The sequence below is a fragment of the Haliea sp. genome (genome assembly GCF_040222615.1).
Lineage (GTDB): Bacteria > Pseudomonadota > Gammaproteobacteria > Pseudomonadales > Halieaceae > Haliea.
The window spans coordinates 20,716-35,890 of the sequence record NZ_JAVKCQ010000020.1; the positions used below are offsets into that span (position 1 = coordinate 20,716).

The 15,175-nt window shown below is 66.1% G+C and carries 12 protein-coding genes; 7 read left to right on the forward strand and 5 right to left on the reverse strand.

The genetic code is table 11. The features are described from left to right. Positions 1–102: 102 nt before the first annotated feature. Positions 103–594, forward strand: a complete 492-nt coding sequence (locus tag RJQ10_RS01905) for a Spy/CpxP family protein refolding chaperone (protein ID WP_350143074.1) — start codon at positions 103–105, stop codon at positions 592–594. A 73-nt stretch (positions 595–667) separates the two neighbouring features. Here RJQ10_RS01905 and RJQ10_RS01910 read toward each other — a convergent pair whose 3' ends face one another. From RJQ10_RS01910 to RJQ10_RS01925, 4 genes are read right to left on the reverse strand one after another with little or no spacing between them, the layout of a single operon-like run. Further along, positions 668–3,619, reverse strand: coding sequence for an insulinase family protein (locus RJQ10_RS01910; RefSeq protein ID WP_350143075.1), 2,952 nt, complete (start codon positions 3,617–3,619; stop codon positions 668–670). Positions 3,620–3,654: 35 nt separating this feature from the next. Next, positions 3,655–4,425, reverse strand: a complete 771-nt coding sequence (locus RJQ10_RS01915) for a glutaminyl-peptide cyclotransferase (protein ID WP_350143162.1) — start codon at positions 4,423–4,425, stop codon at positions 3,655–3,657. 5 nt (positions 4,426–4,430) lie between these two features. Then, positions 4,431–6,449, reverse strand: a complete 2,019-nt coding sequence (gene mnmC / locus RJQ10_RS01920; protein WP_350143076.1) for a bifunctional tRNA (5-methylaminomethyl-2-thiouridine)(34)-methyltransferase MnmC2/FAD-dependent 5-carboxymethylaminomethyl-2-thiouridine(34) oxidoreductase MnmC1 — start codon at positions 6,447–6,449, stop codon at positions 4,431–4,433. Between the two features lie 39 nt (positions 6,450–6,488). Further along, positions 6,489–7,247: an SDR family NAD(P)-dependent oxidoreductase gene (locus RJQ10_RS01925; RefSeq protein WP_350143078.1), complete on the reverse strand. Its 759-nt coding sequence runs from the start codon at positions 7,245–7,247 to the stop codon at positions 6,489–6,491. A gap of 191 nt (positions 7,248–7,438) precedes the next feature. Between RJQ10_RS01925 and RJQ10_RS01930 the strand changes: the two genes are divergently transcribed. Continuing rightward, entirely contained in the window at positions 7,439–7,945 is a 507-nt protein-coding gene (locus RJQ10_RS01930; RefSeq protein WP_350143080.1) for a hypothetical protein, read from the forward strand. A gap of 19 nt (positions 7,946–7,964) precedes the next feature. On the opposite strand, the gene RJQ10_RS01935 is transcribed toward RJQ10_RS01930, so the two are convergent. Further along, a complete protein-coding gene (locus tag RJQ10_RS01935) occupies positions 7,965–8,432 on the reverse strand; it encodes a MaoC/PaaZ C-terminal domain-containing protein (RefSeq protein WP_350143082.1) in 468 nt (155 codons plus the stop codon). Between the two features lie 92 nt (positions 8,433–8,524). Here RJQ10_RS01935 and hrpA point away from each other — a divergent pair, with 92 nt between their 5' ends. The 5 genes from hrpA to RJQ10_RS01960 all read left to right on the forward strand — a co-directional run bounded on the left by hrpA (position 8,525) and on the right by RJQ10_RS01960 (position 15,156). Further along, complete coding sequence (hrpA, locus tag RJQ10_RS01940; RefSeq protein WP_350143084.1) at positions 8,525–12,280, forward strand: ATP-dependent RNA helicase HrpA; 3,756 nt, start codon at positions 8,525–8,527, stop codon at positions 12,278–12,280. Positions 12,281–12,417: 137 nt separating this feature from the next. Beyond that, positions 12,418–12,759 carry an HvfA family oxazolone/thioamide-modified RiPP metallophore gene (locus tag RJQ10_RS01945; protein WP_350143086.1) on the forward strand — a complete coding sequence of 114 codons (342 nt, stop codon included), beginning with the start codon at positions 12,418–12,420 and terminating at the stop codon, positions 12,757–12,759. Continuing rightward, a complete protein-coding gene (locus RJQ10_RS01950; protein ID WP_350143088.1) occupies positions 12,759–13,616 on the forward strand; it encodes an HvfB family MNIO-type RiPP peptide maturase in 858 nt (285 codons plus the stop codon). Before RJQ10_RS01945 ends, RJQ10_RS01950 begins: the two co-directional genes overlap by 1 nt. Next, positions 13,609–14,346, forward strand: coding sequence for an HvfC family RiPP maturation protein (locus tag RJQ10_RS01955; RefSeq protein WP_350143090.1), 738 nt, complete (start codon positions 13,609–13,611; stop codon positions 14,344–14,346). Before RJQ10_RS01950 ends, RJQ10_RS01955 begins: the two co-directional genes overlap by 8 nt. A gap of 90 nt (positions 14,347–14,436) precedes the next feature. Then, positions 14,437–15,156 (forward strand): MlaA family lipoprotein, encoded by a 720-nt coding sequence (locus RJQ10_RS01960; RefSeq protein ID WP_350143092.1) that lies wholly within the window; start codon positions 14,437–14,439, stop codon positions 15,154–15,156. The last annotated feature ends 19 nt before the right edge of the window (positions 15,157–15,175 follow it).

The following is a 15,175-nucleotide window of genomic DNA, read 5'->3' on the forward strand; positions in this document are numbered from 1 at the left end:
GCTTGCCACTACGCTTCTTTACAGTTATTTACCTTTCTGCAGGCCACACTTACACAGGTTTCCCCGATACTGGCCACGTGTTCAGCCAACAGGAGAAGGTTCATGCACACACCAATACGTTCAGCTATTCGCACCAGTGCCCTGGTACTGGCCCTTGCCACCGCGGCAGTTGCGGCGCCCGCTTCGGCGTGGCCCGGCGAGGGTGGCCCCGGACCCATGGCGGGCAGGATGATCCAGCACCTGGACCTGACTGCCGAGCAACAGGCCAGCGTTGCCGAAATCATGGCCCGGTCGCGCGAAGCCGGCGCTGCAGATCACGAGCGGATGCGCGAGATCAAGACCCAGCTGCGAGCGCAGTCTGACAGCTTTGACGCCGGCGCCACCCAGGCCCTGGCGGATGAGTTGGGCCAGATCACGGCGCGCAGTACCTACCGCATGACAGAGACCCGGGCGGCAGTGAACGCGCTGTTGAACGAGGAGCAGCGCGAGAAGCTCGAGGCCCTGGAGGCCAAGCGCGGGGAGCGCAAGCACGGCAAGGGTCCGGGCAAGGGAGGCCACAAAGAGCGGAAGGCGACCGAAACGAGCGAAAGCTAGGCAGACAGTAGTGCCGAGTACCGGGGGTGGCGATCAAGCCAGCCCCGGTTTTTTTGCGCGGCGATGGTTCGCGCTACAGAACCTCGACCTGCAAGCCCAGCTCCGCGACCGCCGAACCCAGCGACTCGTACTGCTTGCGGCTGGTAACCACCGCGGTGCTGGCCAGCGCCGGGTCCAGGTAGCGCTGTGCTACCTGCCGCAGATCTTCCAGGCTGACGTCCAGAATCGCGCGGCGGAAGGCTTCCCGCTGCTCATGGCTGCGACCGAACATGCGCTGGTAGAAATGTTGCCTGGCTTCGCCGGCGGGAGAGGCGGGTTTGTCCAGGCTGCCGATGACACCCAGTATCGCCTCTTCCAGTGCGCTGTCCTCGTGGCGTGTTTCCAGTACCCAGGCGATGGCGCGGTCGAAATCCGCCAGGGTGTCGAGTAGCCGCGGGTCGCGGTAGGAGTAAAACCGGAACGCAGCGATGCCCGAGTCCTGGCTCGCGCCGCCGCCGTAGGCCCCGCCCTGCTCGCGGATGCTGCGATGCAGGAAGCCATTGCGCATGAAGCCGCCGAGGACGGTCAATGCCGCCGCATCGGGGTGGCCGACGGGCACGGTGGGGTAGGCCCGGGCACAGAAGTTGACCTGGGTATTGGCAATCCACAGCTCTCGCCGTGCCTCGCGCACCGGCGCTGCGGTGAACAACGCCTTGCTGGTATCCGGATGGATGGAAGCGCCCCATGCCGACAGCGCCTGGCGGCTGACAGCGTCTATGGCGTGCTCATCGGCGATGGCCAGCAACTGCGGCTGCATGGCGGTGACCGCGCTGTGTATATCGCGCAGGCGGCCGACAAGGTCCTGCAGCTGGCTGTCGCTGCCCAGCTTGTCGTCCAGTGCCTTCAGGGAGCGAATGCCTTCCAGGCCGCTGTGCAAGTGGTTGATTTGCGCCAGCGGGCTCATGCCGGCGCTGGCCGCGGTCATTGCCAGGCCGTGGCCGTTGCCGGTCACCGACTGCTCCCGGCGGGCCCGGGCCTGCGCCACCAGTTCCCGTATGCGCCCACTCTCATCGAAACGAAGTCGCTGCAGGCTGTCCTGCATCAGCGCGATCTGGGCCTCGCTGTTGCGCGCCAGCGCCTTGGAAGAGAGGGTGAAACAGCCCTGTACCTGCTGCTCATCGTCAATCGCACCGCGCAGGGCAGCGGAAGCGCCGATGCTGCCGACGGTCGCGGCCTGGCGGTGCTGCACCGCCAGGTAGTCCTCACTGCCCAGCCCGACCTCGGTCAGAATCCGGGTGTACAGGGGCAGCAGGCCGGTGGCGGTGGCGTCCAGCGCCGGCAGGGGGCTGACCAGTTGCTGGTAGACGAGGCCGTTGGTGCCCTGGGTGTAGGTGGTCAGCGTCAGGCCATTCTGGCGGTGTTCACGGTATTCGGGTTCGGGCAGGCTGGCCGGCACGTCAGCCAGGGTAACCTTGGGCAGGATGCTCAGATCCCCGACCTGCTGCTGGCGCTGTTCCAGTTTTTGCGCCAGTTCCAGCGTCGCTTGCTTGTCGGCCTCGCTCATTCCGGATTTGAGTGCCGCCAGGCGCTCGGCCTCCCTGGCCAGCCGGCGCGCGGACAGTTCGGTGTCCGGAGTCATGATCAAAGTGACACGGTGGGGGTTGTCCAGCAGCCGCCGCCGGGCCAGGTTCCTGATGTATTCCGGGTCGCGGATATTTTCCTGCAGGGTGGCGATCACCGGGTCGAGATCGAGCACCGCAACCGGGTCGGCGTGGTGGGTGGCCGGGCTCAGAGCCTGCAGGATCAGTTGCAGTCCGTACGGGTAGCCGTCACCGCTGATTTCCCGCTGGTGAAGTTCCAGCTGGTGCAGTACCGCCTCCAGCTGTGCGGGGGGGACTCCCTCGGTGGCGACGCTCTCGATGACACCGAGCACCAGCGCCTCCAGCGCGTCGGCAGAAGCCGCTTCGCTGCCTTCGATACCGCAGCTGAAGACCATCTCGCGCTGGGAGTCCTCGAGTCCACACAGGGGCGAGGGGGCCTGGCCCAGGGTGGTGGTCTCCAGCGCCTGCATCAGTGGCGACGCGCTGTTGTCCAGCAGCACGCTGGACAACAACTGGGCCTCCAGCAATTGCTGCAGGTCGGCGCTTTCCCCCAGCAGCCAGCCGACGACGATATGGGTCTTGCGCGCCGTGTCACCCGAGTCGTCCAGGGCATAGGGGCGCTCGATCCGGCGCGGTGCGCTATAGCGCTGCTCCAGTGGCACATCGATGCGCTGGGACAGGCGCTGGAAGCGCGCCAGCGCCCGCTCCTGGAACACGGCCTGGTGCTCGTGGGCGGGAATATCGCCGAAGGTCATGAAGATGGCATTGCTGGGGTGGTAGTGGCTCTGGTAGAAGGCCTTGAGTTGGGCGTAGCTCAGATCGGGAATATGCTCCGGGTCGCCACCGCTGTCGTAGTGGTAGGTGTTGGTGGGGAACAGGTGTTCGCACAGGGTTTGCCACAGGGTGCTGGGCACCGAGCTCCTGGCGCCTTTCATTTCGTTGAACACCACGCCTTTGAACACCAGCTCGCTGTCGGGGTTGCCAGGTTCGGCGAACTCCACCCGATGGCCCTCCTGGGCGAAATCCAGCGGGTCCAGGCGGGAAAAAAAGACGGCGTCCAGATAGACGTCCAGCAGGTTGGCAAAGTCCTTGCGGTTCTGGCTGGCGAACGGGTAGGCGGTCCAGTCGCTGCTGGTAAAGGCGTTCATGAACGTGTTCAGCGACCGCCGCAGCATCATGAAGAAGGGATCGCGCACCGGGTAGCGCTCGCTGCCACACAGCGCGGTGTGTTCGAGAATGTGGGCGACGCCGGTGGAGTCCGTGGGCACCGTTCGCAGGGCCACCAGAAACACGTTCTCGCTGCTCTCCGCAGCCAGGTGGTAGTGCGTGGCGCCGGTGGCCAGGTGTTCGTACTGGTCCACCCGCAATTGCAGGGATTCGATCTCGTGGCTGCGCAGCAGGCGGAAGGCGGCGTGGCTGACGGCGGCCGGTAAACTCTGTGTCATGGTAGTCCTGGTTGCTTCGAAACAAGCCGCGTATTCTAACGCGAATTCTCGTGCTCTGCTGTGGCAGGCACCAACTCAATGCGGTATAGCCAGGGCCAGTTCTTGCCGGTAACCCAGAGGCCACCGTCCGCGGGGTTGCGGGCGATACCGTTGAGTACGTCCGCGTTGGGTGGTCGTTCGGCCAGCGGCAGCAGTCCGCGGAGGTCGATGCTGGCGGTTACCTCGCCGCTGGTCGGGTCGATGACAACGATGCGGTCGGTCATCCAGATATTGGCCCAGATCTTGCCATCTATCCACTCCAGCTCGTTCAGGCGCACAACGCGCTCGCCCTGTTCGGTCACCTTCAGCGAGCGCAGATGGTGCCCGCTATCCGGATCGAGAAAGTGCAGATGCTCAGTGCCGTCGCTGTAGACGAGTTCACGGCCATTGTCGGTCAGGCCCCAGCCCTCGCCGGGCAGGGCAAAGACAGCGGCGGGGCTGAGCCCCTGCCGCTTGTAGACCAGCATTCGCCGGGCGCGCCAGGTCAGCTGATAGACCCGGCCGCCGAACACCGTGATGCCCTCGGCGAACAGGCGGGGATGCAGGCGCCGCTGGTCCAGCAACTCGCCGTCGGCAAAGCGGTAGCGGAGCAGGCGCGACTGGCCGTAGAGACCGGTGCTGACGTACAGCTCGCCATCAACGATCTGCAGGCCCTGGACAAAGCTGTTGTCGGGCTGGGGTTTTTTGTCCAGCACCCGATAGCTGAATTGTTCCACCGCCAGGGCGTGGTGGGTGAGCAGCAGCAGTAGCAAGCCATGCAGGATCACCCTGTTCAAATGCGGTTTCTCCCGAGATCGCGAATCAGGAAGCGGGCCGGGGCCAGCGCCCGGATCAGCTCCGGTTCCAGCGGCAGCGGTTCACCGCAGAGCTGGCTGGCCAGCAGCTCCGCCGCCAGTGGCGTTGAAGTCAGTCCCCGCGAGCCGTGGCCGGTATTCAGGTACAGCCCGGGGAGATACCGCCCCGCCCGTGGAATGGCCGTGCGGGCATTGTCCCGCAACGGGCCATAGTCGCATAAAAAGGCCTCGCGGTCCGGTACCGGCCCCACCAGGGGCAGGTAGTCCGGGCTCGCGCACCGCCAGCCGGTCCGCCCGGGCAGGGAGCTGTCCGCGAGGCCGGCCAGCGAGGATTGCGCGGCGGGCAGCGCCAGCGCCAGCTGTTCCAGGTTTTGGACCTGGTCGGGCCGGCGCAGTTCCGGATCCATGTCGCCCGGGTCGAAGGTGGCGCCGATGCAGTGCCCTGCCGCAGTTGCCGGGGCGATGTAGCCCTTGTGGCACAGCGCCGCCCGCAGCCCCGCCAGGTCTGGCAGCGGTGGCAGCTGGGTGGTCTGGCCGCGGATGGCCTTGAGCGGCAACCAGTGCAGCGGGCCGAAATCGCCGCAGTGGGTTCCTGCGGCGATGACGGCGGTCGGTGCCCGGGCCAGCATTTCGCAGCCGCTGATCGCCTGCCAGCCACCCTCTACCCTCTGCAGCTGAACCGGCCCACAGTTGTCGCGCAGGGTGATAAGCGGATGCCGCAGCAGCTGCCGGCAGACGGCGGGCGGTGACATCCAGCCCGAATTCGGGTACCAGAAGCCCGTCCCGGGCTGGGCGATACCCAGCAGCGCGGAGGCGCGATCGGCATCGAGGACCTGGGCGAGACTGGAGAGCGGTGCCAGCAGCGGCGCCATGCGTTCGAGTTCCCGGGAGTCCGCCACCTGGTGGAAACTGCCACAGAGCTCGCCATCGACTCGCACTTGCAGGACGCCATCGGCGAAGCCTGCCCGGTAATGGCGACTGGCGAAGTCGAAGCTGGCGAGGGCGAAGTCCGTCAGTGGCGAGTGGCGGTGGGAGAGGCGGGTATACAGTACTCCCTGGGCATTGCCCGAGGCGCCATCGGCAACGTTGCCCTGATCCAGCAGGGTAACCCGGATGCCGCGACGGGCGAGGGCGGCCGCGGTGTGGCAGCCTGCGAGCCCGGCGCCTATGACCAGCACCTCTCCCGGCATGGCGGGGGCCTGTGCCGGGATGTCCCAGGGCGTGCCCTGCAGTGGCATGGGGCGCGGGGTTGCTCTGAGCCGGCCGCACAGCTGTTCCCGCTTGCGGCCAAAGCCAGGCGTTTTCCGCACCTCGAACCCGGCGTCGCCCAGGCCGCGTCGCACCGCGCCCGCGGCGGTGAAGGTGGCGAAGGTAGCTGCGGGGCGGCTCAGGGCCGCGATCGCGGGCCACAGTGAGGGTTGCCACATGGCGGGATTGCGGGCCGGGGCAAAGCCGTCCAGATACCAGGCGTCCACCAGCGGGGTGCGGGCGTGGCCGAGGTCCTCCAGCACCGCGGAAATATCGCCCCACCACAGATCCAGGACGACCTCGCCCCGGTCGAACAGGGCCCGATGGCTGCCTGGCAGGGGCAGTGGGTACTGCGTCGACAGCTCGGCCAGCAGCGGCGCCAGCTCCGGCCAGATGGCCCCCGCCCGTTGCAGCTGTGCGACCTCGAGCGGGAATTTTTCCAGCGCCACATAGTGCAGCCGCCGCGGCGCGCCGGGAACCGTGGCGCGGGTGCGCCAGGCCTGCCAGGTGAGGAGAAAATTCAGGCCGGTACCAAAGCCGGTTTCCGCCACCACGAAGCGCTCCGCTCCCGGCGACGCCCAGCGTGCCGGCAGCGCGTTGCCGGCGAGAAATACGTGGCGGCCCTCCGCCAGGCCATTGTCGCGCGAGTAATACACATCGGCGAAAGCCGGCGCTACCGGGCTGCCGTCATCCTGCCACTGCAGGGACGGGCCCGGCAGCGGTTGCCACAGGGAGTTGCAGCGTTCCACGGTTCCCGTTCCTGGCCTGCTGCCGCCGCGAGCCGCGCTTTATCCGGCGACGGTATAGCCGCCGTCGATGGGCAGGGTCTGGCCTGTAATCCAGCCCGCCTGGGCGCTGCTGAGAAACAGTACCGCTCCCGCCACATCTTCGGGCGTGCCGTGCCGGCCCAGCGGTGTTCGCGCCATGGTGGGCGCTGACCACTCGGGGTTGGCGATGGTCGCCGCGGTCATCCGGCTCTCGCACAGGCCCACGGCCACGCAGTTGGCGCGAATGCCCAGAGGGCCCCATTCCACCGCCATTGCCCGGGTGACCCCCAGCAGACCGGTCTTGCCGGCCCCGTAGCCAGGGATGATGCCCATGCCGAAGTAGGAGCTCATCGAGGCGATGCCGATGACCGAGGCGCCTCCGGCCAGTTCGCTCGCCCGCAGCGCATCGCGGCAGCCCCGGGCGAGGCGGAATCCGGAAACCAGGTGGATGTTGACGGCGCGGCCGAAATTATCCGGGTCCCATTCATCGAGTCCGAGGCTGGGCAGGGCAATACCGGCGTTGTTCACCAGCACATCCAGCTGCGTCTGTGCCTGCGCTACCGCGTCCACCTGCGCCGGGTCTTCCACATCCAGCTGCAGGTAGCGGTAATCCGAGAGGTCCGTATCGTAGTCCCGGGCACTGGCCCGGGTGCCGGTGATGGTGACTTCGGCGCCCGCAGCCAGGTAGGCCGCCGCTATTCCCGCGCCGATACCGCTGGTGCCGCCGGTGACGAGAATCCTGGCACCGCTGAAGTCGAAGTGTGTTGCATTGCTGGCCATGGTTTCGCTCTTGTCGGATTGGGGGCGCTGCGGGTGCTTGCCACAGCGCGGCAAAGCCTAGCAGATACCCCCGCCGGGAGCCATTGGGAGACCATGCGTGGGAGACCGCACGGGGGGGCCGGCCAGGGGAAGCGCTGGTTTTTGCCGCGGGCAGGCAGTAGACTTGCGCCCCTTGATTGTGAGGGCTTTTCATGGCGCAGAACCAGAGTCAGACCATCCCCCGGGACAAGTTCCTGACCATAGCGGTCAACCTGTTGTACAAGGCTTTTCTCGAGAATCGGCGCACGGAATCCAAGAACGTCTTTCGCGACATGGCGGCCGGCAAGTCTGTGCACCTGACCAATGTCCAGATGGAGGATCGTTCCCAGGTCCGCTTCGACGTTGCCCTGGACCACACCGAGTTTCGCGGCAAGCTGAACTTTGGCGCGTTCCGCGCCAGCCTGGCCATGCTGGTCGCCCAGCTCAGCGACGCCCTGCGTGCTAGCAAGGACATCAGGGTGTTCACGGACCAGAACAACCCGGACAACGTGATTTTCGGGCTGACCGCGGCGACCGAAGAGGACGGCGAAGTCAACGTCATGGTGCTGGGGGTGGATTCCAGCGAGACCCGCGGTTCCATCGAACTGCGCCTGCAGTACCTGGACCCGGAGCAGTTCGCGCCGGAGGCCGGGGTCGCGCCCGCATCGCCGTCGACCTGACGCCGGTCGCGGCCCGGGATCAGCCGGGCTGTGCCGTTGCCGCGATTGTTACCGTTTCCCGCTCGGCTGGCGCAATCACTTCCGCGCTGCCGGTGACGACTTTCTTCCCGTGCTGGTTCAACACCAGGCAGTCCAGGGTAACCTGGCGCCGCCGCGGCTGCTTGTCGGTCACGGTCAGCTGCACCGTCAGAGTGTCGCCGATCTTTACCGGCAGCCGGAACGCCAGCGACTGGCCCAGGTAGATGGTTCCCGGCCCCGGTAGCTGCATGGCCAGCGCCGCGGAAATCAGTCCGCCGCTGAACATGCCGTGGGCGATGCACTCGCCGAAGGCGGTGCCTGCGGCGTAGGCCGGGTCCAGGTGCAGGGGGTTGTGGTCCCCTGAAGCCGCGGCAAACAGGCGGATATCTTCCATGGTGACGGTGCGGGTGCTCTCTGCCCGCTGGCCAATCGTCAGTTCGTCGAAGGTATGGTTGCGCACTTCGGGCATGCCGGATTCCTGCGGGGATTGTTGAAAGCGCGATGATACCTTAGTGTAGCGGACCCCAAACACCCCGAAACCCAGCCCGCAGGAGCAGAGCGATGCCGGAAGCGGTGGTTCGCGCCATTCCGCCGATGACCTACCCCCCCGAGTTGCCGGTGGTGCAGCGCCGGGACGACATCGCGCGGGCCATCAGCGAGCACCAGGTGGTGATCATTGCCGGGGAGACCGGCTCCGGCAAGACCACCCAGATTCCCAAGATATGCCTGGAACTGGGGCGCGGCCGCGAGGCCCGTATCGGCCACACCCAGCCCCGCCGGCTGGCGGCGCGGACCGTGGCTCAGCGCATTTCCGATGAACTGCAGGCGCCCCTGGGCGAGGTGGTGGGCTACCAGGTGCGCTTTACCGATCAGGTATCTGACGCCTCGGCGGTGAAGCTGATGACCGACGGCATCCTGCTGGCGGAGATTCGCAACGACCGGCTCCTGCGCCAGTATGACACCCTGATAATCGACGAGGCCCACGAGCGCAGCCTCAACATCGACTTCCTGCTCGGCTACCTGCGCCAGCTGTTGCCGAAACGGCCAGACCTGAAATTGATCATCACATCCGCCACCATCGACGTTGACAGCTTCTCGCGACACTTTGGCGACGCCCCCATTATCGAGGTCTCCGGGCGCAGCTATCCGGTGGAGACGGTGTACCTGGATCCCGCCGAGGACCGGGACCTTGGCCTGCAGGAGCAGATCGTGGGCCTGGTGGACGATATCGAGGCGGGCCGTTTCGGGGAGCGCGGCGATGTGCTGGTGTTCCTGCCCGGAGAGCGTGATATCCGCGAGCTGGCCCGGCAGCTGCGTGGCCAGGAGCGGCTGGAGGTGCTGCCGCTCTACGCCCGCCTTACCCAGGCCGAACAGAGCCGTGTTTTCGACCTCTCGCGGCGGCGGGGCCTGCGGGTGGTGCTGGCGACCAACGTGGCGGAAACCTCCGTTACCGTGCCCGGCATCCGCTACGTGATCGACCCGGGCGAAGCCCGCATCAGCCGCTACAGTTTCCGCACCAAGGTGCAGCGATTACCCATCGAGCCCATCTCCCAGGCCAGCGCCAACCAGCGCCAGGGCCGCTGCGGCCGTATCGCGCCCGGCGTCTGTATTCGCCTGTATACAGAAACCGATTTCCTTTCGCGGCCGGAGTTTACGGACCCGGAAATTCTCCGCACCAGCCTCGCGGCGGTGATTCTGCAGATGCTGAACCTGGGGTTGGGGGAACTGCAGCGCTTTCCCTTCATCAATCCCCCGGACCCGCGCATGGTACGCGACGGCTACAAGCTCCTGCAGGAGTTGGGGGCGGTGACGGGACGCGGCAAGCTGACTGCCATCGGCAGGCGCATGGCCAGGTTGCCGGTGGACCCGCGCCTGGCACGCATGGTCCTGGCCGCACAGCAGCTGTCCTGCCTTGATGAGGTGCTGGTGATCGCGGCGGCGCTGGCCATCCAGGACCCGCGGGAACGGCCGGCGGACAAGCAGGCGCAGGCTGACCAGATGCACGCGCGCTTTCGCCACCCGCGCTCGGACTTCATGGCCTGGCTGGCGCTCTGGCGTTACTACGAGGAGCAGCGCCAGGCACTGAGCCAGAGCCAGTTGCGCAAGCTCTGCCAACGCGAATTCCTCTCTTTTCTCCGGTTGCGCGAGTGGCGCGACATGCACGCCCAGCTGCGAATCGGCTGCCGTCAGCTCGGCCTGCACCCGGGTGCCGGGCTGCCCGCAGTGGAAGAGGAGAGCTACGATGCGGTGCACCGGGCGCTGCTGGCGGGCTTGCTGTCGAACATTGCCCAGCACCAGGAAGACCGGGATTACCTGGGCAGCCGCAACCGCAAACTGCAGATATTTCCCGGCTCCGCCCTGGGACGGCAGCGGCCAAAGTGGCTGGTGGCGGCAGAGATCGTGGAAACCTCGAGAGTCTTCGCTCGCACGGTCGCGACCATTGATCCCGCCTGGGTCCTGGACAGCAATCCGGAACTGCTCAAGTTCCACTACTACGAGCCGCGCTGGGAGGCACGCCAGGGGCGGGCGATGGCCTGGGAGCGGGTCACACTGTACGGACTCACCGTGGCTGACAAACGCCCGGTGCATTACGGCCCGATCAATCCCGCGGAATCCAGGGAATTGCTCATTCGCGAGGGCCTGATTGCCGGGCGCTTTCCGCGCCACCCAGGATTCCTGAAGCACAATCTCAAGCTGCTGCGCGAGCTTGAGGACCTCGAGGCCCGTGCCCGACGCCGGGATCTGTTGGCGGACGAGCAGGTCCTCTTCACGTTCTATGCCGAACGGCTGCCAGAGGATGCCACCACGGCCGAGCACCTGCGCGCCTGGTTGGCGGCCACGCCGGGCGCGGATGCCAGCCTGCGGGTTCCCCGCGACTTGCTGCTGGCGCGGGATCCGGGTTCCGGCCTCGGCCAGCAGTTCCCTGACCGCCTCGGCTGGGGCGATATGGAGTTCCGCCTCAGCTACCAGTTCGAGCCGGGGCAGGCGGCGGACGGAGTCTCGGTGACGGTGCCGGTCGGGCTGCTGAACCGGGTGCCTCGCTTCCGGTTCGACTGGCTGGTGCCGGGCTTGCTGCGGGACAAGTGCATTGCCCTGGTCAAAGGCTTGCCCAAGGACAAGCGCAAACAACTGGTGCCGGTGCCCGATACCGTGGATCGCGCGCTGGCGCTGCTGGAGCCGGGGGACGAGGATCTCTGTGTGGCGCTGGCCCGGGTGCTGTCCCGGTTGGGCGGTAGCACCGTGCAGCCCGGCGACCTGCAGGCGGACAGGCTCGACGCGTTCTACCGCATGAATATCCGGGTCGTCGATGCGGATGGCAAGCTGCTGAACCAGGGACGGGACCTGGCGGCGCTGGTGGCCGAGTTTCGCAGCGACACGCGCCAGACCATCAGCGCTGCGGCGAGCAGCAGCCCCGCCCGCGAGGGCCTGACCAGCTGGGATATCGATGCACTGCCCGAGAGCTGGCGTTTCCGCCAGGCCGGCACCGAGATCATGGCCTGGCCGGCCCTGGTGGACAAGGGCGAATCGGTGGCGGTGGAACTGTGCGACTACCCGGGACAGGCGCTGCTGCAGCACAGGCTCGGTGTGCTGCGACTGCTGCGGCTGCAGCAAAAGCAGCAGGTCAAGTTCCTGCGCAAGCAACTGTTGCTGGGCAACGAAACCAGCCTGCTGCTGGCCGCGGCCGGGCAGGAGCGGGTGCCGCTGGTGGATGACATTATCGACGCAGCCTGGGTCCAGGTCGGTGGTCTCAATGACGCCCTGCCGCGCGACGCAGCCGGATTCCAGGTCGTACTGGCCCGCAGTGGCGAGGTGGTGGCGCGGGCGACGGCGCTGGAATCCAACCTGCTCGACGCCCTGAAGCCGCTGGCGGAGCTACAGCCTCACCTGGCCCGCTTAACCGGTCCGGCCTGGGCCCCGGCACTGGCGGATATCCGCCAGCAGCTCGCGGACCTGTGGCTGCCCGGGTTCCAGCGCGATACCCCGGCGGACTGGCTGGCCCAGTACCCGCGCTATATGAAGGCGCTGCAGCAGCGCCTGGAGCGCCTCACCGGCCAGCTGCCCCGTGACACCACCCAACGCGAGATGTTGCAACGCCTCGCCGAACCGTTGCGCGAGGTCCGCACCCGATGGCCGGGGGTGCTGGCCCTGTGCGCGCCGGCACTGCATTATCGCTGGATGCTTGAAGAGTTCCGGGTGTCACTGTTTGCCCAGCAGCTGGGCACTCGGGTGCCCGTCTCCGACAAGCGCTTGCAGGAGCAGTGGGGGCTGGTAAGTGAGTGGCTCGATGCCCATCCGGATGGTGGTCTCGCACCCTGAATTGTGAAATAGTACCGAAGCCCCTCCGGGCACGGGGAAACTTCCTCGCCAATACTGGGTCACAGCACTGACTGTTGGCGGTTGGCGTCGGCAATGAGTGTGTTCCAGAACTTACATTTAACAAAAGGATAATCATCATGGCAGAGTCAAAGAAGCCCCTCGCAATTGCCCTGGGCGCAGCATTCCTGGCCAGCTCCGTTGTACCCATGGCATCCGCGGAAGCCAACCCCTTTGCGGCGGAACAGCTGAATACCGGTTACAACCTCGCCAGCTACAACTCCCACGGTGAAGGCGACCACGAAGGCAAGTGTGGTGAGGGCAAATGTGGTGAGAAGGACGGCGAAGGCAAGTGCGGTGAAGGCAAGTGTGGTGAGAAGGACGGCGAAGGCAAGTGTGGTGAAGGCAAGTGCGGTGAAGGCAAGTGTGGTGAAAAGGATGGCGAAGGCAAGTGCGGTGAAGGGAAGTGCGGCGGTGCCTGATGCCGGTTAGCCACGACGGGCCCGCGGGAGCGGGCCTGGGATTGCGACGGGCCCTCATGGGCCCGTTGCTGTCGATGGCCCAGGGCGAGGTTGATTTTCTCGAGCTGGCGCCGGAAAACTGGATTGGGGTCGGCGGCCGCTACGGACGCCAGCTGCGCCAGCTTGCGGAGCGCTTCCCGCTGGTTTTCCACGGCTTGTCGCTGGACATTGGTGGCCCGGACCCGCTGGACACCGGCCTGCTGGGCGCCGTGCGCGAGCTGATGGACGAGCTGGGTGTCAGCGTTTACAGCGAGCACCTCTCCTGGTGCGCCGCAGAGGGGCACCTGTACGATCTTCTGCCAATACCCTTTACCGAGGAGGCGGTGCGCCACGTTGCCGGACGCGTGCAACAGGTGCAGGATATCATCGGCGCGCCACTGGCTCTGGAGAATGCCTCTTATTACGCCCAGGCGCACGCCGACATGAGCGAGGCCGAATTCATCAATGCCGTGGTCAGTGCCTCCGGCTGTGATCTGCTGCTCGATGTCAACAACATCTACGTCAACAGCATCAATCACAACTACGCGGCGTCGGCTTTCCTGCGCGCCCTGCCGCTGGACCGGGTCCGCTATATCCATGTGGCCGGCCACTACGACGAGGCGCCAGATTTGAAAGTGGACACCCACGGCGCTGATGTCATCGACCCCGTGTGGGATCTGCTGGCCGAGGCCTACAGCCTGCTGGGGCCGGTGCCGACCCTGCTCGAGCGTGACTTCAATCTGCCGCCCCTGCCGGACCTGTTGCAGGAAGTGGCGCGAATCCGCGAGTTGCAGGGCGCTTGCAGCGCGGACAACAGGGTGGTTCTAGCCCATGGCTGAGCTGCGCCACAGTCAGCTGGCGCTCGCCGGGCACCTGCGCAACCCGGAATCCGTGCCCCCTCCGCACGGAATTGAGCCGCGTCGGCTCAAGATCTATCAGGATTTGATCTACAACAATATCGAAGGCTTTATCAGCGGCGGTTTCCCCGTGCTGCGGAGTCTGTATTCTGCCTCGGCGTGGCACGCCCTGGTACGCCAGTTCATTGACGGCCATCGCTGTCATACGCCGTATTTCCTCGAGATCAGCCAGGAGTTCCTGCGCTTTCTGTTCGAACATCATCAACCCGGCCCGGAGGACCCCCCGTTTATTGCCGAGCTGGCCCACTATGAGTGGGCGGAGCTGGCCCTGTCGGTAGCGGAGGGGGACCTCCCGCCCCCGGCGCCGGATCGCGACCCGCTGGCGGCCGTACCGCAGCTGTCGCCGCTGGCCTGGGTGCTGGCCTACCGCTTCCCGGTGCACCGCATCGGGGCCGACTTCCGTCCCACGGAACCCGGTGATCCGGTCTACCTGGCGGTCTACCGCGACCGCGAGGACGCAGTCCAGTTCATGGTACTCAACGCCGCTACTGCACGCCTGCTGGAGCTTGCCCGCGACAACGAATCGAGCAGCGGCGCCCAGCTGTTGCAGCAGCTGGCGGTGGAGCTGGGCATGGATCGGGAGCGGGTCCTGGGCTTCGGTAGTACCCAGCTGGCGGACTTCGCCAGCCGTGCTGTCGTTATCCTGCACTGATACAAGCCAACTTTTGCCCCTCAGCCCGTGTTGCTCCCCAGTACACACAAGCGTAATATTCCGCCACTTTTTTCGAACATCGGCAATGCCATGAAACTGCTGCGCCCGACCGTGGGGCTCTTGTGTCTGCTTCTGCTTGTTCCGGCGATGGCCCAGGAGCCCGTCAATCCAGACCCCTGGGAGGGGTTCAACCGTCCCATCTTCGAGTTCAATGAGCGGCTGGACAAGTATGTTCTGAAACCCGTGGCGAAAGGCTACCAGGCGGTGATGCCCGATCCCGCGGAGAGAGGCGTCAGCAATTTTTTCAGCAATCTGCGTGACGCCAATTCGACGCTCAACGCCGTCCTCCAGGGGCGCCCCGGTGGCGCGGTGCGCGCTGGCGGCCGCTTCCTGCTCAATTCGACTGTTGGCATGCTGGGGCTGTTTGATGTGGCCACCCGCATGGGTGTCGAGCCCTACCGCACGGACTTCGGTCACACGCTGGCGATTTGGGGGGTTCCTTCCGGGCCGTATCTGATGGTTCCCATGCTGGGGCCGCGCACCGTCCGCAGCGGCACCGGTACGGTATTCGACGCCTTTGCCTCGGTGGAGATGACCATCGACGATACCAGCATCCGCAACTCCCTGCGGGGGCTGGATGTAATCGACACCCGCGCCAGACTGCTCAAGGCCGAGGATCTGGTGTCCGGCGACCGCTATATTTTCCTGCGCGATGCCTACCTGCAGCAGCGCCGGGCCCTGGTCAATGACGGCGTGGTGGAGGACAGTTTCTCGGACTTTGGCGACGACGACTGGGGCGAGGAATTTTGAGCTCCGCGCCTCGATGCGC

Bases quoted from the DNA above. Each gene is read 5' to 3' on its own strand.
- RJQ10_RS01960 (WP_350143092.1), top strand. From the start codon at position 14,437: ATGAAACTGCTGCGCCCGACCGTGGGGCTCTTGTGTCTGCTTCTGCTT.
- RJQ10_RS01950 (WP_350143088.1), top strand. From the start codon at position 12,759: ATGCCGGTTAGCCACGACGGGCCCGCGGGAGCGGGCCTGGGATTGCGA.
- RJQ10_RS01955 (WP_350143090.1), top strand. From the start codon at position 13,609: ATGGCTGAGCTGCGCCACAGTCAGCTGGCGCTCGCCGGGCACCTGCGC.
- RJQ10_RS01930 (WP_350143080.1), top strand. From the start codon at position 7,439: ATGGCGCAGAACCAGAGTCAGACCATCCCCCGGGACAAGTTCCTGACC.
- RJQ10_RS01910 (WP_350143075.1), bottom strand. From the start codon at position 3,619: ATGACACAGAGTTTACCGGCCGCCGTCAGCCACGCCGCCTTCCGCCTG.
- RJQ10_RS01905 (WP_350143074.1), top strand. From the start codon at position 103: ATGCACACACCAATACGTTCAGCTATTCGCACCAGTGCCCTGGTACTG.
- RJQ10_RS01945 (WP_350143086.1), top strand. From the start codon at position 12,418: ATGGCAGAGTCAAAGAAGCCCCTCGCAATTGCCCTGGGCGCAGCATTC.
- hrpA (WP_350143084.1), top strand. From the start codon at position 8,525: ATGCCGGAAGCGGTGGTTCGCGCCATTCCGCCGATGACCTACCCCCCC.
- RJQ10_RS01935 (WP_350143082.1), bottom strand. From the start codon at position 8,432: ATGCCCGAAGTGCGCAACCATACCTTCGACGAACTGACGATTGGCCAG.
- RJQ10_RS01925 (WP_350143078.1), bottom strand. From the start codon at position 7,247: ATGGCCAGCAATGCAACACACTTCGACTTCAGCGGTGCCAGGATTCTC.